General features: G+C 64.3%; 20 protein-coding genes. 6 read left to right on the top strand and 14 right to left on the bottom strand.

Annotation, left to right across the window (positions count from 1 at the left end):
• Positions 1–115: 115 nt before the first annotated feature.
• Entirely contained in the window at positions 116–1,681 is a 1,566-nt protein-coding gene (locus tag AmiPiv_RS18395) for an ArnT family glycosyltransferase (protein WP_340038944.1), read from the top strand.
• Between the two features lie 72 nt (positions 1,682–1,753).
• On the opposite strand, the gene AmiPiv_RS18390 is transcribed toward AmiPiv_RS18395, so the two are convergent.
• Together AmiPiv_RS18390 and AmiPiv_RS18385 are read right to left on the bottom strand one after the other, a co-directional pair.
• On the bottom strand, positions 1,754–2,554 hold the full coding sequence (locus AmiPiv_RS18390) for a phosphate/phosphite/phosphonate ABC transporter substrate-binding protein (protein WP_340038943.1): 801 nt from the start codon (positions 2,552–2,554) through the stop codon (positions 1,754–1,756).
• A 48-nt stretch (positions 2,555–2,602) separates the two neighbouring features.
• The gene (locus AmiPiv_RS18385) at positions 2,603–3,613 is read right to left on the bottom strand and encodes a fatty acid desaturase (protein ID WP_340038942.1); all 1,011 of its coding nucleotides are present in this window, start codon (positions 3,611–3,613) and stop codon (positions 2,603–2,605) included.
• A 217-nt stretch (positions 3,614–3,830) separates the two neighbouring features.
• Between AmiPiv_RS18385 and AmiPiv_RS18380 the strand changes: the two genes are divergently transcribed.
• Positions 3,831–4,679 (top strand): helix-turn-helix domain-containing protein, encoded by an 849-nt coding sequence (locus AmiPiv_RS18380; RefSeq protein WP_340038941.1) that lies wholly within the window; start codon positions 3,831–3,833, stop codon positions 4,677–4,679.
• 143 nt (positions 4,680–4,822) lie between these two features.
• A complete protein-coding gene (gene bmt, locus AmiPiv_RS18375) occupies positions 4,823–5,839 on the top strand; it encodes a betaine--homocysteine S-methyltransferase (RefSeq protein ID WP_340038940.1) in 1,017 nt (338 codons plus the stop codon).
• A 5-nt stretch (positions 5,840–5,844) separates the two neighbouring features.
• On the opposite strand, the gene AmiPiv_RS18370 is transcribed toward bmt, so the two are convergent.
• The 11 genes from AmiPiv_RS18370 to AmiPiv_RS18320 form a co-directional block, all read right to left on the bottom strand.
• On the bottom strand, positions 5,845–6,165 hold the full coding sequence (locus AmiPiv_RS18370; protein WP_340038939.1) for a hypothetical protein: 321 nt from the start codon (positions 6,163–6,165) through the stop codon (positions 5,845–5,847).
• Positions 6,166–6,303: 138 nt separating this feature from the next.
• A complete protein-coding gene (locus tag AmiPiv_RS18365) occupies positions 6,304–6,846 on the bottom strand; it encodes a PadR family transcriptional regulator (RefSeq protein ID WP_340038938.1) in 543 nt (180 codons plus the stop codon).
• Positions 6,847–7,139: 293 nt separating this feature from the next.
• On the bottom strand, positions 7,140–7,586 hold the full coding sequence (locus tag AmiPiv_RS18360; RefSeq protein ID WP_340038937.1) for a hypothetical protein: 447 nt from the start codon (positions 7,584–7,586) through the stop codon (positions 7,140–7,142).
• Positions 7,587–7,705: 119 nt separating this feature from the next.
• Complete coding sequence (locus tag AmiPiv_RS18355) at positions 7,706–9,742, bottom strand: vWA domain-containing protein (RefSeq protein ID WP_340038936.1); 2,037 nt, start codon at positions 9,740–9,742, stop codon at positions 7,706–7,708.
• Between the two features lie 2 nt (positions 9,743–9,744).
• Positions 9,745–10,302 carry an RNA polymerase sigma factor gene (locus AmiPiv_RS18350; RefSeq protein WP_340039084.1) on the bottom strand — a complete coding sequence of 186 codons (558 nt, stop codon included), beginning with the start codon at positions 10,300–10,302 and terminating at the stop codon, positions 9,745–9,747.
• A 57-nt stretch (positions 10,303–10,359) separates the two neighbouring features.
• Positions 10,360–11,538 (bottom strand): NAD(P)/FAD-dependent oxidoreductase, encoded by a 1,179-nt coding sequence (locus tag AmiPiv_RS18345; protein WP_340038935.1) that lies wholly within the window; start codon positions 11,536–11,538, stop codon positions 10,360–10,362.
• A gap of 96 nt (positions 11,539–11,634) precedes the next feature.
• A complete protein-coding gene (locus AmiPiv_RS18340; RefSeq protein WP_340038934.1) occupies positions 11,635–12,366 on the bottom strand; it encodes a dienelactone hydrolase family protein in 732 nt (243 codons plus the stop codon).
• Positions 12,367–12,435: 69 nt separating this feature from the next.
• Positions 12,436–13,749 carry a CynX/NimT family MFS transporter gene (locus tag AmiPiv_RS18335; protein WP_340038933.1) on the bottom strand — a complete coding sequence of 438 codons (1,314 nt, stop codon included), beginning with the start codon at positions 13,747–13,749 and terminating at the stop codon, positions 12,436–12,438.
• Positions 13,746–14,423, bottom strand: a complete 678-nt coding sequence (locus AmiPiv_RS18330) for a FadR/GntR family transcriptional regulator (RefSeq protein WP_340039082.1) — start codon at positions 14,421–14,423, stop codon at positions 13,746–13,748. The genes AmiPiv_RS18335 and AmiPiv_RS18330 overlap by 4 nt, the downstream gene beginning before the upstream one ends.
• A gap of 99 nt (positions 14,424–14,522) precedes the next feature.
• On the bottom strand, positions 14,523–15,209 hold the full coding sequence (locus AmiPiv_RS18325) for a hypothetical protein (protein ID WP_340038932.1): 687 nt from the start codon (positions 15,207–15,209) through the stop codon (positions 14,523–14,525).
• A 92-nt stretch (positions 15,210–15,301) separates the two neighbouring features.
• Entirely contained in the window at positions 15,302–16,876 is a 1,575-nt protein-coding gene (locus AmiPiv_RS18320) for a trimethylamine methyltransferase family protein (protein WP_340038931.1), read from the bottom strand.
• A gap of 252 nt (positions 16,877–17,128) precedes the next feature.
• Here AmiPiv_RS18320 and AmiPiv_RS18315 point away from each other — a divergent pair, with 252 nt between their 5' ends.
• Positions 17,129–17,827, top strand: a complete 699-nt coding sequence (locus tag AmiPiv_RS18315; RefSeq protein ID WP_340038930.1) for a corrinoid protein — start codon at positions 17,129–17,131, stop codon at positions 17,825–17,827.
• A gap of 83 nt (positions 17,828–17,910) precedes the next feature.
• On the opposite strand, the gene AmiPiv_RS18310 is transcribed toward AmiPiv_RS18315, so the two are convergent.
• Positions 17,911–18,045, bottom strand: a complete 135-nt coding sequence (locus AmiPiv_RS18310; protein WP_340038929.1) for an entericidin EcnAB — start codon at positions 18,043–18,045, stop codon at positions 17,911–17,913.
• Between the two features lie 124 nt (positions 18,046–18,169).
• On the opposite strand from AmiPiv_RS18310, the gene AmiPiv_RS18305 reads away from it, so the two are divergent.
• A complete protein-coding gene (locus AmiPiv_RS18305; protein WP_340038928.1) occupies positions 18,170–18,745 on the top strand; it encodes a DUF1638 domain-containing protein in 576 nt (191 codons plus the stop codon).
• A gap of 41 nt (positions 18,746–18,786) precedes the next feature.
• The gene (locus AmiPiv_RS18300; protein ID WP_340038927.1) at positions 18,787–19,362 is read left to right on the top strand and encodes a DUF4893 domain-containing protein; all 576 of its coding nucleotides are present in this window, start codon (positions 18,787–18,789) and stop codon (positions 19,360–19,362) included.
• Positions 19,363–19,485: the final 123 nt, after the last annotated feature.

Raw genomic sequence — 19,485 nt, 5'->3', positions numbered from 1 at the left:
TTTTGCTTGCTTGGCGAGGCGTCAGCACTCCTAGACGTCGCGTCATGGAGAGAAGTTACGTAGATGAATTCGCGCCACGATTGAGAAGAATGGTCTTCCATGATACTTGGCGCGCATGCAGATCAGACTGGCATCTATCCCTTCTTTTCGATTTCACGCGGCGCAGACCGAGTGGCTTGCCGAAGGCAAGGTCGGCCGGTTCGACGCAATCGTCGTGGTGCTGGCCGTCTATGCCGGCCTTCAGGTGGTGGCGATGACCCTGCTGTCCCAGGTCGTGGGCACCGGGGTTGGCGTCGATGACGCCGAACAACTGATGTACATGACCGAGTTGCAAGCTGGTTACGGTGGCTCGCAACCGCCCCTGTACACTTGGCTCGGCTGGCTGGTGGCGCAATTGTTTGGCCCGAGCGTACTCACCCTCAAGCTCGTCAAATACTCGATGATGTTCGTGGCGGCGTCGGCGATCCTGCTCGCCGTGCTGAAGCTTGGTTACTCCCGCCGTACTGCGGTGACAGCCTTGTTCGGCGTGCTGCTCTTCCCGCAGATATTCTGGGAAATGCAGCATACGCTGTCGCATTCGGTAGCCGTCTTTGCCCTGGGCTCGCTGGTGCTTTTGGCAGTGGCCTGGCTGTTGCAGCGGCAATCCGCCCTGGTCTATGCGGTGTTCGGACTTGCGATGGGCGCTGCCATTCTGGCTAAGTACAACGACCTGATACTGCTCGTTGCCATCGTGGTTGCGGCGCTGTCGCTGAGCGCAACTCGGGCGATAATCCTGGACCGCCGCTTCCTCATCAGCATCGGCGTCGCCGTGCTCGTCTGTGTGCCGACGCTCTACTGGAATGCGACCCATCCCGGTGAGCTGGTCGCTCGTGGCTACAAGTTCGGATTGGGTTCAGATCAGGGCCAGCTGGCCGTGGCCTGGCTCGGGATTCGGGGCTTCACCCGGGCAGCGTTCAACTTTGCCGTGCTGCCCATTGCCGTCTTCGCGGTCGCATTCATTGCAGCGCGCGCCCGGCCTTTTACCGCTGACCAGCACCTTCCCGTCCTAGAGAAATTGATATGGCGAACGATCCTTGCAGGTCTCGCCATCGGACTGCTCCTGGCTCTCGCCAGCGGAGCCACCACGTTCAGGGACCGCTGGATGTTGCCTCTGCTGCTGTTCCTGCCCGTGGCGCTGGCCATGCGGCTGGACAGTCTGGGCAACAAAGGCAGGACGGCGCAGGCCATCGTCATCAGCGTGGCCGCCACGTTGGCGATCCTCGTGCTGCCCCTTACCTGGTACATGCATCTCTACGGCGGCGACGGCAGGGGCAGCATCGCCCGCATCGACTATGGCACCCTCCATCGCGGCATGGTCGCCGAAGAGCCGGTTCGAACCGTAGTGTCCAATTGGCACTGGATCGGCAACCTCAAGCTGGTCGATCCAGCCCTGACGATACTGTCGTCGGAAGTGCCGGACTTCATCAAGCAGCTTCAGGAGCCGGCCGTCATCGCCCTTCTCGACGGCCAGCAACCGAGCGAGGAACTGCTCGGTCTCGTCGCCAAGGCTGGCTATGCGCCTGGCAATTCCATGGCAGTCCTCGATGTTCCGATGTTGTTCAGCCGGAAGGAGACTGACCGCAAGGTCAGCATCATACGACTGATGAAGGCTCCCCCGGCCTCGGCACCGCAGGCGAACTGACCCTGCTCGAGACGGCGCTCGGTTCCATGCGGCGCCCTGAACCCCTGAATTGAACGGGGCGTCCCTGCAAACTCAGTCCATTCCGGCAATGACGTCGATGAGTTTCTCCGGGACGGGTGTGCTGATCGCCGTGATGAACGGCAGGCCCTTGCGCTTGCCTGTCCAGCCGACGACGACAAGCCCCTTGGCCGCTGGTTCGAAACGCTGCGCCAGGGTCCAGCTCCGGCAATCGATGGTTGCCACATCGGCCCTGCCTTCGACGATGTAGGCGAGCGATGAGCGATGGCCGCCGCTCTCCACCTGCTCGGAGAACATGTCGAGGCTTTCGCCCAGAGCCGCAAGGTCGCGGGAAATGCCGTCATAGCCAGACATTGAATCCCGGCTGTTGAAGGCGAATCGCTTGCCGCGGATAAGCTCCAGCGGGATCTGCGCCGCATTGTCCGCCGTCGCGGCGACTGGCGAGGCGACCGCGCCCGCTCGCATGACGATCGCACTGGAATAGAGATCGCCGCGCCCGCCCTCGATGCCGTCGTAGTTCGGCTGGCCGATGACCCGAACTTCCGCAGCGAGCCCGGTTTTCTCCATGGGTCCCCAGCACGTTTGGCCGACCAGGAGTTGCGGATGCCGGAACAGCGTCGCCAGATCGAAATCTTCGGGGGGCAGTGTTGCCGGGTCGGGAGCGATCACCTCGCCGGCGCGGTTGCGGATCCCCCCTGGAACGGCCGGCATGTCGCGGTTGCATCTGGCAAGGCGCTCCGGGGCATCGTATCCCGCTGCCCGCAGCCTTTCACGCAGGGTTGTCCATTGGGCATCGACGTCCGCCCGAATTTCGGGCCAGTCATACATGGGCAGTGCGGCTACGAAAGTGCTCATGACAATTATTTCAAGCTCAATTGCGTCTGCTGGCAAGCGAAAGAAGGCTTATTCTTTCGGTGGTTCGGCGGGTACGGGCGCCGTACCCAGCCCGTTGACGTTGCGCGCCCTGATGCGCGGCGCAAACGCCCTGCCGGCCTCGGGGGTGCGGCGCAGCACGGGATGACACACCGGCTCCTTGGCGCGGAACGCATAGGCGCGGATCAGCGACAGATAGTTCGGATAGGCATAGCCCTTGTTCATCCTGAGCCACTCGTCGCGGCGTGCGCGAAACAGCGCCGGCAACTTGTACCAGGCCACGGTGGGGCTCTTGTGGTGCACGAAATGCAGGTTGTTGTTGAGGAACAAGATGGACAGCGGCGAGCGTTCGACGATGATCGTTCGCCCTTCCGGATGCTCGGACCACTGGTGCTCGGCAAAGGTGCGGACGGAGATCACGGAATGTCCGAGCCAGACGGGAACCAGCATGTAGAGCCAGATCGGCATGCCGAAACCAAACTGGATCACCGGAAGGACCACGGCGAGGCCCGCCCCGTGCAGAAGCCAGGCCTTGCGGATCGACTTGTCGCCGGCGGCGATCGACTTCGCGTCATCGATGAAGAAGCCGATGCACGACAGAAGCGGCCCCAACACGAAGCGCCCGGCCATGGTATTGTTGACCTTGAGCACGAACTTCATCGCCCCCGGCAGTTGCTCATGCTGCCACAGCGCCCGATAATAGCTCTCGGGGTCATCGAACGGGTCGGTCAGCTTCTCGTCGGCATGGTGGCGCAGGTGAATGGTCTTGAAGCGCCGGTACGGCCAGAGGAGGCCGATCGGAAGCGACACCAGCGCTTCGTTGACCAGCGCATTGCGTGTCGGATGGCCGTGCAGCACTTCGTGCACCAGCGATGACTGAAGGGCCACCGTCAGAGACAGGACAATCAGGGCCGCGACGGGAAATGCCGGCCACAGCAGCCCGCCGGCGACGAGCCAGACGGCATAGCAGGCGGCGATGAGAAATACTGTCGGCCACTCCACCGCTGTGGTCGTGCTGCGCCTTTTTCTGCTCTTTGCCATGCTGCTGCCTGCTGTCCCCTCATGCCGGAACCTGATGGTTCCTGACATAATGTTGTCAGTAATCATGCATGGCTTCAACGCGACAATGCGTACATAATGTTTACATTGCGCTCCTTAGGCCGCAGTTGTTACACTTAGTCAACACGAGGGATGCTTTATCTAATTCCGCGCGCCGACATGCCGCCGGAAGCAATTCGAATCCAGGAAGACCCGGGCCATGGACAAACGCGATCTATCGGAAGTGTTCAGGGAGCGCATCAAGACGCTGGTTCAGCGCTCAGGGCTCAACCAGTCGGCTTTCGCGGCCTCGATCGACATCGACCGCTCGGCGCTGTCGCAACTACTGTCTGGCGCCACGACGCGCCTGCCCCGGGCCGAAACGCTGCTGACGATCGCTTCGACCCACAAGGTCTCGCTCGACTGGCTGCTCGGCCTCAGCCAGGACGAAGGCGTCACCGGCGAGATCCGAGAAAGCCTCGAAATCGAGGAGGCGTCGGGCGGTTTCGAGCGAACGCTGATTGCCAAGTGGCACGCGGAAGCGGCAGGGACCAAGATTCGCTACGTGCCGGCCGGCATTCCCGACCTCTTGCGCACCGAGGCGCTGATCGACTACGAGGCCGACATCTCGAAGAAGAGCCGCGAGGCACAGGCGGGCGAGACGCAATATCGCATCGACTACAACCGCAGGCCCGAGACCGACATGGAGGTCTGCATGCCGCGCCACACGCTGGAGATTTTCGCGCGCGGGTTAGGCGTCTGGTCGGGTCTCCCCGACCGCGACCGCCGGGCGCAACTGCGCCACATGGCCGACCTGCTCGACGACCTCTATCCGACCTTCCGCCTGTTTCTCTACGACGGTCGGCTTCGGTATTCCGTGCCCTACACGATCTTCGGCCAGGCCCGCGCCGCTCTCTACGTGGGCGACATGTATCTGGTGCTCTACGCCACAGAGCCGATCCGCACCCTGACCCGCCATTTCGAGAACCTGATCCGCGCCGCCGACATCAATCCGCACGAGACGGCGGCCTTTGCCCGCAAGCTGGCGACAAGCTTCTTCACCCGCTGATCGCTGAAGCGGCACCCTTTGAACTGGAGGCAAGGCTGCGCGCACTGGCCGATATCGCCGTCGGCCACGACGCCGGACATTGACTGGACATAAAGACTTCTTTATATCCTTATCCATCTTCCATTCACATGAAAGCCGTCTCGATGACCGTCAATCCGATCGACGCCCTGCTCGCCGAAAAGGGCATCTTGCTTGCCGACGGCGCCACCGGGACAAACCTGTTCGGCATGGGCCTGGAGGCGGGCGAAGCTCCCGAGCTGTGGAACGAAAGCGCGCCCGAGAAGATCGAGACGCTGCATCAGAACTTCGTCGATGCGGGCGCCGACATCATCCTCACCAATTCCTTCGGCGGCACGCGCCATCGGCTCAAGCTGCATCACGCGCAGGATCGCGTCTTCGAGCTCAACAGGCGTGCCGCCGAGATCGCCCGCTCGGTCGCCGACAAGGCCGGCCGCAAGGTGATCGTCGCCGGTTCCGTCGGCCCGACCGGCGAGTTGCTGGTGCCGCTCGGCGCGCTGACCTACGAGGCCGCGGTCGACGCCTTCGCCGAACAGATCGAGGGGCTGAAGGCCGGTGGCGCCGAAGTCGCCTGGATCGAGACCATGTCAGCCCCCGACGAGATCCGCGCGGCCGCCGAGGCCGCGATCCGCGTTGGCCTGCCCTATACCTATACCGGTTCGTTCGACACCGCCGGCCGCACCATGATGGGCCTGTTGCCCAAGGACATCCACGCCGTTGCCAACGGCCTGGCACAATCCCCCATCGGCGTCGGCGCCAATTGCGGCGTGGGCGCTTCCGATATCCTCGCCTCGCTGCTGGACATGACCGCGGCCAAGCCGGAGGCGACCGTCATCGTCAAGGGCAACTGCGGCATTCCCGAGTTTCGCGGAACCGAAATCCACTATTCCGGCACGCCGGAACTGATGTCGGATTACGTGCGGCTCGCCGTCGACGGTGGCGCCAGGATCATCGGCGGCTGCTGCGGCACCTCGTTCGAACACCTGGCCGCGATGCGCAAGGCGCTCGACGGCCACCGGAAGGACGCGCGCCCGACCGTCGCGACCATCATCGAACGCATCGGCCCGATGCGTAACAAGCTGGCCGATGCCGGTTCGGGCGAGGGCGGCGAGGGCCGCCGCGAACGCCGCCGCCGCAGCTGACCTGTTCAGCTGTTCTCATCGTAGCGGGCGTGGGCCGACCTGATGTCGGTCCCTGCCCCTTCGACCGGCCGCATCACCGCGAGGGCGTCCGATATCCGGACGTCCGCAAGCCTTTCCATGACCAGGCCAAATCGCTCGTTGCGCAGCGCTGACAGCGCCGTGCGGTGCGCATCGTCCAGGGCACTTGTACCGCTGCCGGCCGGGCGCTCGGCTCGAGTGGCTGTTGCGGCCACCAGATTTTCGGCGCGGCCCGCCACGCGGGACTGTGAAACAGCCGAAGCGGGCGCGAACGCCGCCGCGCCAGAAATCGGACCATCAACCTGCATTCCAAGCCCCCGTCTTGCCCGATGGCTGTCCTAGCCGCGGATCGTTGCGATCCGGTTCGCGGAGACGTGGGCTTTTGACTTGAATTGTAGGAAGTTCCCGCCTCACGGCGGGAGCTTGAAAGCCGGGATCGGCGGCAATCAGAGGTCTTCGAGATCGCGGCGCGCCTTCTTGAGGATCTCGCGTGCCTTCTCGGCCTGAGCCGCCGTCAGCGAGCCGCTGCGCAGCCGGCTGAACACTGCGAAATTCAGGGCCTTGACTTCGTCGCCGAGCGCCACGCCACTGACCTGTGTCGAGGCTTCGTCGATCTGGGCATTGATCTTGGCGAGTTCCGCCGCATTTTCCGCGAGATAGGCCTTGCCCTGCTCGGTGATCGAATAGAGCCGCTTGTTGCCATCGGCGGTCGACGACACGAGGTCCGCCTCCTCCAGCATCTGCAGCATCGGATAGATCGCGCCCGGGCTCGGGCTGTAGGCGCCCTGGAACTTGGCTTCCAGCGCCTTGATGATGTCGTAGCCGTGGCGCGGCTCCTCGGCGATCAGGCCGAGCACGACCAGGCGCAGCGCGCCGGGATCGAACATGCGCGGGCCGCGGCCGCCGAAGGGGCCGCCACGATGGCGACCGAAGGGACCGCCGCGGCCGTGCCGGCCGCCGCCCCTGCCGCCTTCATGCTGGCCCGACATGGACCATTCTCCGCCGCAGCGATGATTGAAATTGGGGTGGTTGAACATGTGAGTACCTCTCCAGGATGTTTGCTTCATGCCGCTATATCTATTCAACGATATATCTTTTGCAAGATAGAACGTAAGGATTTTTCCGGCCGGCGGGTGACGGCCGCGCGAAAAGGGCCGACAAAGAGCGCCTTCGCCTGCCCAACCAACAGGATTTTTTCTTCTTTTTTTCAGTAGCTTATAACAGCCGAGCGCCGTGCTCGCACGACATGCGGCACTTGCGAAATCCAGTGCCCGCTTGCGGCTTACGCACTGACGACGACGTCAGTCATGGTCTCACTGAAGTGCTCTTCCTGTCGCTCCAGCCATGCATAGGCCGCCGGCCAGTTGGCCGGATCGACCATCGCGACGGGATGGTTGGACAGGTAGCAGAGATTGTATTCGCCGCGCAGGCTGACGCCGAGCGCGTGGCCGAGTCTAGGCTCGAACGCCGAGAGCCGGTTCAAAGTGGTGGCAAAACCCTCGCCACGCTGGCCGCGCACGAACAGCCCGACGCTTCGATTGGTGAGGTAGAGCGAGACGACGAGATCGCCCGAGACATGGCGCCAGCGCGAATAGAGGCTGCCATGGCGTATCCTGGGATCGTTGCGCCGGACGAGATAGCCGTCCCAGAATGCCTTGATCTCGCGCGACGACAGCGAGCGCAGGCCGCCATGCGCGATGTCCCATTCGTCCAGCTGCCTGTCGGCCATTTCAGCTCTCCAATGCCCCGCCTTCGTGATTTCGGGTGGACGCCTAGAGACCACAAAAGATCGACCGGCGGAAAGCCCCCTTTCCGCCGGCCGGCCCACCTGCCCAAGCCAGGTCGTTGCTACTGCCTGCTGCCCTGAAGCGAAGACGCCAGCCGCACCAGCGACAGGAATTCGGAGCGATATCCGTAAGGATCGGCACCGCGCGCCGCCGAGGCGATCTCAGCGATCTTTTCGTAGCCGAGCTTCGATGTCGCATCCTCGTCGCGCAGCTTCTGGCCGAAGGCCGCCACCGCCACCGAGAAGCGCTGGTCGGTGCCGGCGGCGTCGAAACTGGCGACCTCGTTCGCCTTGGTCACTGGCGTGGTGATCAGCTTGCTCACATCGCCGTCGGGCGCCTTGTAGCGGATCTTCACGAAGGCATATTCGTCGGCGTTCGAGACACCGCCATTGTTAGTGGCCGCCTGGCCGTAGCGCAGCGGATCCATGGCAAGCGAAGGGCTGTCCTTGGGCGTGATCTCGTAGATCGCCGTCACCGAATGGCCCGACCCGATCTCGCCGGCGTCGACGCGGTCGTTGTTGAAGTCCTCGCGGTTCAGCGCCCGGGTTTCGTAGCCGATCAGCCGGTATTCGGCGACCGCCGCCGGATTGAACTCGACCTGGATCTTCACGTCCTTGGCGATCGGGAACAGCGTCGACGATGCATCCTGCACCAGCACCTTCTCGGCTTCCGCCAGCGTGTCGATATAGGCCGCGGTGCCGTTGCCGTTCTGGGCGATGGTCTGCATCATCTGGTCGTTGAGATTGCCGCGGCCGAAGCCGAACACCGACAGGAACACGCCCGACTTGCGCTTCTCCTCGATCAGCAGCTTGAGATCGTCGTCATCGGTCTGGCCGACATTGAAGTCGCCGTCGGTCGCCAGCATCACGCGGTTGATGCCGTCCTTGACGAAGCTCTTCTGCGCCAGTCGGTAGGCCTCGCGAATGCCCGCCTCGCCGGCGGTGGAACCTCCTGGCGTCAACGCGTCGATGGCGGACAGGATCTTGTCGCGCTCGGAAGCGCTTGTCGGCTCGAGCACGGTCCCCGCATTGCCGGCATAGGTCACGATCGAGACGGTGTCGTCGGGCGCAAGCTTGTTGACCAGAAGCCGGAAGGCCGAGCGCAGCAACGGCAGCTTGTCCGGCTCATCCATCGAGCCCGACACGTCGATCAGGAACACCAGGTTCGCCTTCGGCCGCTCCGCCGGCTGCACGTCATAGCCCTTGATGGCGACATGCATCAGCTTGGTGTGCTCGCTCCACGGCGTCGGCATGACGCTGACCGTGGTGTTGAACGGCGTCGCCGCCTGGTCCGGCCCCTTCCAGTCATAGGGGAAGTAGTTGACCATCTCCTCGACCCGTACGGTGTCGGGCTGGGGAAGGATGCCTTCCTTCAGCGAACGGCGGACGAAGGAATAGGACGCCGTGTCGACGTCGATGGAGAAGGTGGAAACCGGTTCCTCAAGCGCCGAGCGCACCGGATTGGTCTTGAAGTCCTGGATGCGGTCGCGATTCTCGGCCGGCGGCATCGGCATGTCACCGGGCGCAATGGCCGCCTGTGGCTGGACCATCAGCGTCGGCATGCCCTGCGCGCTCATCCGTGCGGCAGCATCCGCCATCGGCGCAGGCGCCGCCGGGCTGGCTGGCGCAATCTCACCTATCACGGCAACCTCGTCACTGGCCGTCTCGGATTTCTGCTTGGCAGCCTCGGAGGCGGCCAGCGGCTTGGCTGCATCGAGTTCCGCATCGGACTTCTTCAGCGGCTCGACCGTCACGACCGGAACATCAGTGCGCTGACGCGCCAGTTCGGTTTCTTCCGGGGCCGAAAACTGGAACGGCGACTGCTCCATCAGGTAAAACGTGGCGTAGCCGGCAATCGGCAGGGCGACGAGCCCGGCGAGAGCCGGCGCCGCGATCAGCTTCTTCTGCATGATGTCTCTCCAGAGCTTCCTTGCTCGTTCGGTGAGACGATTGCCCTCGCCCATTCCTTGGGGGGCGACAGAAATATCTTCCTCATCGAAGGCAGCCATGGCCGCGGCCAGCGCCCGCGCTTTGGCATCAGCGTCTGGCGCCGGCGGCTTCATACCCCTGAGCATGTCGAGTTCAGTGTCGTCGACCATGATCATACTTCCCCGGCCGAGCGCATCAGCAGCTTCAGCCGTTTCTTCGCTTCATGGATGTGCCAGGAGACCGTTGCCTCGGCGATGGCCATGGCCTCGGCCGCATCGGCATGCGACAGGCCCTCGCCATAAACCAAAAGCACCGCGTCGCGCTGCTTGTCCGGCAGCTGGCGTACGGCGGCCCACAAGGCTTCCGTCGGGTCTTCGCCGCCCTCTGGTTCGCCCGCGACCAGTGCGTGGACGCCATAGGCGGCGGTCTTGGCCATGTCCCTCGACGATTTGCGCAGCGCATCGCGTGCGACGTTGATGGTCATGGCATAGAGCCAGGTGGTGAAGGCCGAGCCGCCGCGATAGTCCCTGACGGCACGCCCCAGCCGCACGCACACGTCCTGGGCGATGTCCTCGGCATCCGATGCATTGCCGCACCAGCGCCAGGCGACACGATGGATGAAATCATAGTGCCTTCCGACGAGTTCGCCGAAAGCCCGCCTGTCGCCATCGCGCGCTCGTCCGACCAGTTCTGCGTCGGAGGCCTCGCCCTCGTCCAGCATCATCGCCATCATCGCCACTTGGACGAGAGCTTCTGGGCAATCCTTGGGGTGGTCAAAAGAAAATTTTCAGACCGCCTGTCCGGCCACCCAGCCCGACGACCAGGCCCACTGGAAATTGTAGCCGCCGAGCCAGCCGGTGACGTCGACGACCTCGCCGATGAAATAGAGGCCGGGCACCGATTTCGCCTGCATGGTCTTCTGGTCGAGCGTACGCGTGTCGACCCCGCCAAGCGTCACCTCGGCGGTGCGATAGCCCTCGGAGCCGGCCGGCTTGATGCGCCACTGATTGACCGCTGCATCAACCGCCTTCAGGTGGGAATCGTTGAGATCGGCGAGATTGCCGTTGAAGCCGAGCCGCTCGGCGATGGTCTGGGCGAGCTTCTTGGGCAGATGTGCTGCAAGAATGGTCTGGACCGCCTGGCGACCGTTGGCACGCTTGGCCTCGCGCAGGATGCCGGCGACGTCCATGCCCGGCAGCATCGAGATCGCGATCTCGTCGCCCTCGCGCCAATAGGACGAGATCTGCAGGATCGACGGGCCGCTGATGCCGCGATGGGTGAACAGCATCGCCTCCGCAAAGCTCGCCTTGCCGCAGCCGACCTCCGCGTCGACCGCGACGCCGGAGAGCGGAGCCAGCTTCGCAAGCGTATTGGCATCGAAGGTCAGCGGCACGAGCGCGGGCCGCGTCTCGACCACGAAGAGACCGAACTGCTCCGCAATCTCGTAACCGAAGCCGGTCGCGCCCATCTTGGGGATCGACTTGCCGCCGCAGGCGACGACCAGCGACGAGCACCGGACCTTGCCGCCTGTCAGCGCAAGTTCGAAGCCGTCGCCGAAACGGCTGACGCCTTCGACCTTGGTGGCGAGCCGCATCTCGACACCGCCGTCGCGCATCTCGGCAACCAGCATGTCGATGATCTGGCGCGCCGAGCCGTCGCAGAACAGCTGGCCGAGGGTCTTTTCGTGATAGGCGACGCCATGGCGCTCGACGAGCGCAATGAAATTGCGCTGCGTGTAGCGGCTCAGCGCCGAAATGCAGAAATGCGGGTTCTGCGAGAGAAAGTTCTTCGGCGTGGCGTTAATGTTGGTGAAGTTGCAACGGCCGCCACCGGAGATGCGGATCTTTTCGCCCGGCGCCGAGGCATGGTCGACGATCAGCACGGAGCGGCCGCGCTTGCCCGCCTCAGCGGCACACATCATGCCGGCCGCGCCCGCGCCGATCACCACGACGTCGAATGATTGCATCAAGGCTTTCCATCGGTGAGAACATCGACGCCCGTTCAGCCCGGGCGCATTCCGCCGGCCTGATAGCCGACCGCGGCGGAATTGGCAAAACCGCCGCTATTCCAGCGTCTCCTCAAATAGTATCAGCAGGCGTTTCCAATGCCGCGAGGCGCCGGCGGCATCGTAGACGCCATGGTCGGGAACGCACCAGCCGTGCCCCATGCCGACATAGTTTTCGATGATGTGGTCGACGCCGGCAGCGCGCAGCGTCTCGGCAAGCAGCGCCGACTGTTCTGGCGGAAAACTGCCGTCGACGCCGGCGGAACCGACATAGACGCGCGCCTTGAGCCGGGCCGCGTTGCGATGCGGGCTGTCGGGCGCGTCGCTGGCCAGATTGCCGCCATGGAAACTCGCCGCAGCCACGATCCGGTCCGGATGCGCGGTAGCCGCGTTCAGCGCCCGCGAGCCGCCCATGCAGTAGCCGACTGTCCCGATCGGGCCGGATATGCCTTCGGCCACCAGTGCTTCGATGAACGCGCCGGTATCGCGCATCGTCATCGCCTGGGTGGTGCCGCCGATCAGCGCGCGCAGTTCGGCACGGGTCTTCTCTTCGGCAAACGCGGTCTTGGCGTCGAACGGGCCGTAGGCGCCAGCGCGATAGAACAGGTCCGGCACCAGCACCGCATAGCCGTGCCCTGCCAGGCGTTCGGCCATGTGGTCGAGCGCCGGACGCGGTCCGAAGGCATCCATGTAGAGGATGACGCCGGTGCGGACTTTGTCGGCGGACCTGAACAGGCCGGCCCTGGCAACGCCGTCCGGTGTCCTTATCTCGATCTCCCGCTTGGCCATGGCTGGTCTCCTTCTGCTCGGCACAGCAGCAAAGATAGGGGCTTATCCCCCGGCCGCAACGTTCGGACGTCAGGCCCGGCTGGAGACGCGCATGGTCCTTGCACCGACATGGAGGGCGCGGCCGGCCCCCATTCCCATGATGGCGGCGCCGAGCGCCAGCGCAACGAACAGGAACGCGGTAGCCGCAAAGCCGCCGGTCCAGCCGCGGATCAGTCCGACCAGCAGAGGACCGAAGGCAGCGATCGTATAGCCGACGCCCTGCGCCATGCCGGACAGGTGGGCGGCGACATGCGCGTCCGGAGAACGCAGCACGATCAGCGTCATTGCAGCAGCGATAAGGCCGCCCTGGCCGACGCCTTGAAGGACCGCCCAGAACAACACGGTCGAGGTGGGCGCAAAAAGTATGCCCAGCAGCGCGATCACCGCTGCCGCGACGAGCGCGACAGTGACCCCGCGCTGATCCTTGCGGCGGATGGCGATGGACGGCACGGCGAGGCAGGTGACCACCTGTGCCATCACCGACAGCGACACGATCGCGCCGGCGGTCGTGGGGTCGAAGCCGCGCTCGCGCAGGATCGGTGCCAGCCAGCCGAAGACGCAATAGGCCAGCGCCGACTGCAGGCCCATGAACAGCGTGACCTGCCAGGCCAGACGATCGCGCCAGAGCCCGACGACGCGGAAGCCGCCGTGGCTCGCCTGCCTGCGGCTGCCGAGTGCCTGCGGGGCCCATACGAGCAGAACGGCGAATGCGGGCACCGCCCATGCGGCCAGCGCGCCGGACCAGGAGCCGGTCAGCCGATGCTCGATGGGCAGGGTCAGCCCCGAGGCGGAGGCCGCCCCCGCGCAGAGTGCCATCGTGTAGAGCCCGGTCATCATCGCCGCCTTGTCGGGGAAGTCGCGCTTCACCAGGCCGGGCAGCAGCACGTTGCTGACCGCGATCGCGGCACCTGCCATGAAGCTCGCGACGAACAGCAGCGGCACCGAAGCGAGGCCTCGCAGCGCCGTTCCGGCCGTCAGCAGCATGAGTGCCGCAAGCAGCGTCCGCTCGGCCCCGTAGCGCTGCGCCAGTTTCGGCGCCAAAGGGGCAAAGAGCCCAAGACACAGCACGGGCAGCGTCGTGAGCAGGCTGGCGCCAGCAGTGGTCAGCCCCGTCGCCTGCATCACCTCGGGCAGGAGCACCGAAAGGCTGGAGAACAGCGGCCTGAGATTGAAGGCGATCAGCACCAGGCTGGCGCCGAGGACGAAACGCGCACCGCCGCCATGCAACGCAGGCGGTTGCGGCTTGGGCAGGCTGTCAGCCTCCGCATCGATCAGCTGGTCGCCGAGGCCGTCGACGGCCATGGCTTTAGCCCGCGAATCGGGCTGGCGGAAGGTCTGGTTCATTGCGAAAGAAGCCGATCGAGCTCGAGAAGCACGGGCGCCATGAAGGCGCGGACGGCGGCAGCCGCCCGATCGGGATCGCCGGAGGCAACGCCGTCGACGATTGCGGCATGGGCCCGCACATCGGGCTCGGGAAGGTCGCTTGCGATCGTCGAGTGGATGGTTTCCGCAATCGCGGCCGTGAAGAAGTCGTAGAGTTCGAGCATCGCGCGATTGCCCGACGCCTCGACGATCGAGCGGTGGAAGGCGATGTCGCGGCGGATGAAGGCCTCGCGCCCGCCATCGGCCACGGTTCCGCGCGCGGAAAGCAGGCTTCGCATCCTCTCGATGTCGGCCGGCACATGGCGCAGGGCCGCTAGGCGTGCTGCCTCCACGTCGAGCGCAGCGCGGGCCTCCCATTGGTCGCGAAGGCCCGCGCGCTTGACCCGGTCGAGCGCAGCAGCCGGGTCGACGGTCGAGCGCACATAGGTACCCGACCCCTGCCTGGTCTCCAGGAGCCCTTGCGAGACCAGCGTCCGAACCGCTTCCCGCACCGTGCCGCGGCTGACCAAAAGCATGCCGGACAGCGCCGCCTCGTTCGGAATACGGCTCCCCAAGGCCCAGCGACCGCCGGCGATCTCAGCTCGCAGGCTCTCGGCTGCACTATCGGCAAGGTTGGTACGAATGGCAGGTTGCATCGGCCCGATGGTCAAATCATCTGATGACTTGACCATTAGCCTTGCCGGCTAGGTACGTCAATCTCTGCAAACGAACCTGTACCAGACGAACTACTACGCTCAGAGGCCGGCAAAGCTCTTCATGTGGAAGGCCTGCACTGCCTCCGGATACCGATAGGCGAGACCATGGGGACAAGCGTTGCGGTCCAGGCAACCGCCGCTGCGGCAAGCGCCGCCCGCTGGAGCACGCACATGCGCGAGGCAGTCTTCATAGGCAAATCCGGATCCCGAATAGGCTCCCACCGGACATGATTTAAGGCAGGGTTTTCCAACACATAGATCGCAAAGGTGACCCTGTTCGCGAACCTCCGGAATTTCGTTTTCGACATCGAACAGCAGCGCACCGCGATAGGCGTGCCAAAGCCCGTATTCGGGATGCATGAGGATGCCGAGCGGCGAGGGTCGCAGTCCCTCGGCGCGCATCGCCCATTGCTGGAAGGGCAGATGCGGCCGGTCCGACGGCGAGACGGCACGGGCGCCGAAGTCTTTCGCGACACGCCCGATCACCTCTCGCGACCAACCGTCCAGAGGGTTTTCAAGACCTGTCGGCTGGGCCTCGCGCCAGCGCTCGAAATGACGCCAGGGCGCGGCTCCCGCCTGCCCGACCAGCAGCAAGGATCTGGCCGGACGCAGGGAAGGGCCCGGCGGCGCATCCTCGCCGTCTTCAAAAGCAATACCGCCGCGCGGGATGAGCCCATGCTCGGCCAGCGCGGCGGCGATTCGTCTGGTCGGGCTGTCGCCGGACATCATCCCTTCCGGTCCGGATCGGAGAACGCGCTCCGCCAGACTTCCTTGTGAATGATGTTGGCGACTTTAGCCCCGCCTGTAACGGGCTCCCTTCAAGTGAAGGCGTCGGGCATCGATTCCTTCTTCTTGGCGATGAAGTCCTTGAGGCCATCATCGATGCCCGGATCGAGATAAGGCGCCTCGTAGGTTTCGAGCCAGCGCCGCGCGAGTTCATTGGCACGCTGCGGTGCGGTCTTCTGGCCTTCGGCCAGCCACTGCTCGTAGGAATTGTTGTCGGCGATGCTGGAACGGTAGAAGGCCGACTGGAAATTCGCCTGGGTGTGGTCGCAGCCGAGGAAGTGGCTGCCCGGACCGACCTGGCGGATGGCGTCCATCGCCTGGCCATTCTCCGAAAGATCGACACCTTCGGCCAGCTTCTGCTGCATGCCGAGCTGGTCGATGTCCATCATGAACTTCTCGTAGCAGGAGGCGAGACCGCCTTCGAGCCAGCCGGCCGAGTGCAGCACGAAGTTCGTGCCGGCAAGCAGGGTCGAGTTGAGCGTGTTGGCGCTTTCGTAGGCTGCCTGGGCGTCCGGGACCTTCGAGGCGCACAGCGAGCCGCCGGTACGGAACGGCAGGCCGACGCGGCGGGCAAGCTGGGCGGCACCGTAGGACACCAAGGACGGCTCCGGCGTACCGAAGGTCGGCGCGCCCGACTGCATCGAGATCGACGAGGCGAAGGTGCCGAATAGCACCGGTGCGCCCTTGCGGATCAACTGGGTGAACGAGGCGCCTGCCAGCACTTCGGCGAGCACCTGCGTCAGCGTGCCGGCCACCGTCACCGGGCTCATGGCGCCGGCGAGGATGAACGGGGTGACGATGCAGGCCTGGTTGTGGCGGGCATAGACCTTGGCCGCGCCCAGCATCGTCTCGTCGAAGACCATCGGCGAGTTGGCGTTGATCAGGCTGGTCAGCACCGTGTTGTTCTCGACGAAGTCGTCGCCGAACACGATCTTGGCCATCGATATGGTGTCTTCGGCGCGTTCGGGAGCCGTCACCGAGCCCATGAACGGCTTGTCCGAATAACGGATGTGCGAATAGATCATGTCGAGATGGCGCTTGTTGACCGGCACGTCGACCGGTTCGCACACCGTGCCGCCCGAATGGTGGATCGACGGCGCCATGTAGGCCAGCTTCACGAAGTTGCGGAAATCCTCGATCGTCGCATAGCGGCGATTGCCATCGAGGTCGCGCACGAAGGGCGGGCCATAGACCGGCGCGAACACCGTGCCGTTGCCGCCGATCTGCACCGACCGCTCGGGATTGCGCGCATGCTGGGTATAGATGGAGGGTGCGGTCTTCAGCAGTTCGCGGCACAGCCCCTTGGGGAAGTGAACCCGCTCGCCCTTGACGTCGCAGCCGGCTTCTTTCCAGAGCTGCAGCGCCTCGGCGTCGTCGCGGAACTCGATGCCGATCTCTTCGAGCACTGTATCGGCGTTCTTTTCGATGAGGGCGAGGCCCTCCTCGTTCAACACCTCGTATACATTCACCTTGCGGCGGATGTAGGTCAGCTGGGTGCCCGGGCCGCCGCCGCTGCGAGCCGCGCGCCGCGCGGCCGCGCCGCCCCGGTCGCCGCGCCCCCGCCTGCCGCCTGCCTGCTCTTGATCGAGTGACGGGTTCTCGCTCATGATCGTTTCTTCCCTGAATCCGTTTTGCACCGCCCTCGGCGGCTCCTTGCCGGATCGTAGCCAAGCACCCTTAGCGAAACGGCTTGTCAGCGCCAAGAGCTGTCGCAAATTCGACAAGAAATCCGCGAGATTGTCAGTCGCTTTCGTCTTGCAGGAAGTCGCAAATCAGCTATGGATTTGCGACGCTTACAAGCTAGGTATAGCGCGATAGCCGCACGCCGCTGATTGGCCTGCCCGAGGGAGCCCCCAAAGATGTCCGACGACGAAATCATCCTCTCCGAGCTTTCCGACGACGAACTCGTGCAGCAGATGCACGACGACCTCTACGACGGGCTCAAGGAGGAAATCGAGGAAGGCACCAACATCCTGCTGGAGCGTGGCTGGGAGCCGTATAAGGTCCTGACCGAGGCGCTGGTCGAAGGCATGCGCATCGTCGGCGAGGACTTCCGCGACGGCATCCTGTTCGTGCCGGAAGTGCTGCTTTCGGCCAACGCGATGAAAGCCGGCATGTTCATCCTGCGCCCGCTGCTCGCCGCCACCGGCGCGCCCAAGCAGGGCAAGCTCGTGATCGGAACGGTCAAGGGCGACATCCACGACATCGGCAAGAACCTCGTCGGCATGATGATGGAAGGTGCCGGCTTCGACGTCATCGACCTCGGCATCAACAACCCCGTCGAGAACTACCTGGCCGCCATCGAGGAGCATCAGCCCGACATCATCGGCATGTCGGCGCTGCTGACCACCACGATGCCCTACATGAAGGTGGTCATCGACACGATGAAGGAAAAAGGCATCCGCGACGACTATGTCGTGCTCGTCGGCGGCGCCCCGCTCAACGAAGAGTTCGGCAAGGCAGTCGGTGCCGACGCATATTGCCGCGATGCCGCGGTGGCCGTCGAAACCGCCAAGGACTATATGAAGCGCAAGCACAACCTGCGCGCTTCCGCCTGATCTGCCATCAGCAAAAAAGGGCCGCGCCTCGCAGCGCGGTCCTGCCGTCACGATCTAAACGAGAAGCGCGTCGCGGTCGGAAACTAGTTGACCGTGTCCTCGATGGCGTTGGCGGTGCCCTTTACGTCCTTGCCGACGCCGCGAATGGTGTTGGCGCAGGAGGCGAGCGCGAGCGCGCAGGCGATGACGACGATCGGTGCCAGACGTGACAGTTTCATGGACGGTGTCTCCCTCGTTCTGTAGATTCGCCCCTGAACCCAACCCCGCAGAACCGTTTGCATGGGCACGCCGCGAACACAACAACGGAAATCTGCCGAAAAGCTGCTGGTCATAGGCTGCGGCATGATCGCGCGCGAGATTCTGGCGGTCAAGCAGCAGTTGGGGCTGGAACACCTTGAACTGACCTGCCTGCCTGCCGAATTCCACTTTCATCCTGACCGCATCGCGCCGGCGATGGACAAGGCGATCGTCGAGGCGAAGGCCGAGGGCTACACGCACATCTATGTCGGGTATGCCGATTGCGGCACCGGTGGTCTGCTCGACCGCGTCTGCGAAAAGCACGGCGTCGAACGCATCGCCGGCCCGCATTGCTTCGCCTTCTATCAAGGCGCCGCGGCATACGCCCAGGTCACCGACGCCGACATGATGTCGTTCTACATGACCGACTTCCTGTGCCGGCAGTTCGAGGCCTTCTTCATCAGGCCGCTCGGGCTCGACCGGCACCCCGAACTGGTCACCGACTACTTCGGCAACTACGAGAAGCTGATTTATCTCGCACAGACCGACGACCCGGCGCTCGACCAGGTGGCCGAGGACGCAGCGAAGATGCTCGGGCTCGTCTACGAGCGCCGGGCCACGGGCTATGGCGACCTGCCCTCAGCCCTTGCCAACGCGGTCTCGAACGCCGCAGATCAATGAAGCGTCCGATTCCCCTGGACCGGGCGCCAGGGGAGAATTCGATGATCGTTCGCAAACTCACGCTCGCCGCCCTTCTGTCGCTGTCCGCCGCCGCCGCCCAGGCCGACGGCGTGGTGCAGAAGCTGATGACGCCGGCAGACAAGGCCAGGCTGGAGAAGTACGACGCTACCCGCAAGGACGCGCTTCAGGAAGCCAAGGCCGGCCTGGTGCGAGAAGTCGCCATCCTCGATGCGATCGTGTCGAAGAAGCCTGTGTCCTTTTCCGATTTCGACATGACCGGCGCCTGGCAATGCCGCACCGTCAAGGCAGGCGGCATCGGCGAACTCGTCGTCTATGACTGGTTCCGCTGCCGGGTCAGCGACGACGGCTCCGGCTGGATGCTGGAGAAGCTCAGTGGATCGCAGCGGACGAAAGGCCGCTTCTACACCGACGGCGACACCCGCCTGATCTATCTCGGCTCGGGCTTTGTCGCCGGCGAAAAGCCGGCGGCCTATGGCCAAGGCCCCGACACGGACCAGGTCGGCTATGCCTTCCGCACCGGACCGAGTGCGTGGCGGATCGAGTTCCCTGCCCCCTACTACGAATCCAAGCTCGACATTCTGGAATTTCGCCGCTGACGTTGCAATCGGCGCTCGACGGCATCACATTGCTGCCTTCAGGCGTCATCAAGGATTAACCTGGCGGTCGCACACTGCGATGGGGACGGCGCGTCGAGAGGCGCTGCCGCAGCTGGGCGAAAG

It is taken from the genome of Aminobacter sp. Piv2-1, assembly GCF_037625995.1.
Classification (GTDB): Bacteria; Pseudomonadota; Alphaproteobacteria; order Rhizobiales; family Rhizobiaceae; genus Aminobacter.
This window is presented reverse-complemented; position numbering and strand designations above follow the sequence as displayed.

What these genes read in the sequence shown, in the direction of transcription:
- AmiPiv_RS18355 (WP_340038936.1), bottom strand. Translation starts at nt 9,742, where the DNA reads ATGGTCGACGACACTGAACTCGACATGCTCAGGGGTATGAAGCCGCCG.
- AmiPiv_RS18365 (WP_340038938.1), bottom strand. Translation starts at nt 6,846, where the DNA reads ATGTCGGGCCAGCATGAAGGCGGCAGGGGCGGCGGCCGGCACGGCCGC.
- AmiPiv_RS18340 (WP_340038934.1), bottom strand. Translation starts at nt 12,366, where the DNA reads ATGGCCAAGCGGGAGATCGAGATAAGGACACCGGACGGCGTTGCCAGG.
- AmiPiv_RS18350 (WP_340039084.1), bottom strand. Translation starts at nt 10,302, where the DNA reads ATGGCGATGATGCTGGACGAGGGCGAGGCCTCCGACGCAGAACTGGTC.
- AmiPiv_RS18390 (WP_340038943.1), bottom strand. Translation starts at nt 2,554, where the DNA reads ATGAGCACTTTCGTAGCCGCACTGCCCATGTATGACTGGCCCGAAATT.
- AmiPiv_RS18370 (WP_340038939.1), bottom strand. Translation starts at nt 6,165, where the DNA reads ATGCAGGTTGATGGTCCGATTTCTGGCGCGGCGGCGTTCGCGCCCGCT.
- AmiPiv_RS18380 (WP_340038941.1), top strand. Translation starts at nt 3,831, where the DNA reads ATGGACAAACGCGATCTATCGGAAGTGTTCAGGGAGCGCATCAAGACG.
- AmiPiv_RS18395 (WP_340038944.1), top strand. Translation starts at nt 116, where the DNA reads ATGCAGATCAGACTGGCATCTATCCCTTCTTTTCGATTTCACGCGGCG.
- AmiPiv_RS18305 (WP_340038928.1), top strand. Translation starts at nt 18,170, where the DNA reads ATGATCGCGCGCGAGATTCTGGCGGTCAAGCAGCAGTTGGGGCTGGAA.
- AmiPiv_RS18385 (WP_340038942.1), bottom strand. Translation starts at nt 3,613, where the DNA reads ATGGCAAAGAGCAGAAAAAGGCGCAGCACGACCACAGCGGTGGAGTGG.
- AmiPiv_RS18360 (WP_340038937.1), bottom strand. Translation starts at nt 7,586, where the DNA reads ATGGCCGACAGGCAGCTGGACGAATGGGACATCGCGCATGGCGGCCTG.
- AmiPiv_RS18335 (WP_340038933.1), bottom strand. Translation starts at nt 13,749, where the DNA reads ATGAACCAGACCTTCCGCCAGCCCGATTCGCGGGCTAAAGCCATGGCC.
- AmiPiv_RS18320 (WP_340038931.1), bottom strand. Translation starts at nt 16,876, where the DNA reads ATGAGCGAGAACCCGTCACTCGATCAAGAGCAGGCAGGCGGCAGGCGG.
- bmt (WP_340038940.1), top strand. Translation starts at nt 4,823, where the DNA reads ATGACCGTCAATCCGATCGACGCCCTGCTCGCCGAAAAGGGCATCTTG.
- AmiPiv_RS18300 (WP_340038927.1), top strand. Translation starts at nt 18,787, where the DNA reads ATGATCGTTCGCAAACTCACGCTCGCCGCCCTTCTGTCGCTGTCCGCC.
- AmiPiv_RS18345 (WP_340038935.1), bottom strand. Translation starts at nt 11,538, where the DNA reads ATGCAATCATTCGACGTCGTGGTGATCGGCGCGGGCGCGGCCGGCATG.
- AmiPiv_RS18330 (WP_340039082.1), bottom strand. Translation starts at nt 14,423, where the DNA reads ATGCAACCTGCCATTCGTACCAACCTTGCCGATAGTGCAGCCGAGAGC.
- AmiPiv_RS18325 (WP_340038932.1), bottom strand. Translation starts at nt 15,209, where the DNA reads ATGTCCGGCGACAGCCCGACCAGACGAATCGCCGCCGCGCTGGCCGAG.
- AmiPiv_RS18315 (WP_340038930.1), top strand. Translation starts at nt 17,129, where the DNA reads ATGTCCGACGACGAAATCATCCTCTCCGAGCTTTCCGACGACGAACTC.
- AmiPiv_RS18310 (WP_340038929.1), bottom strand. Translation starts at nt 18,045, where the DNA reads ATGAAACTGTCACGTCTGGCACCGATCGTCGTCATCGCCTGCGCGCTC.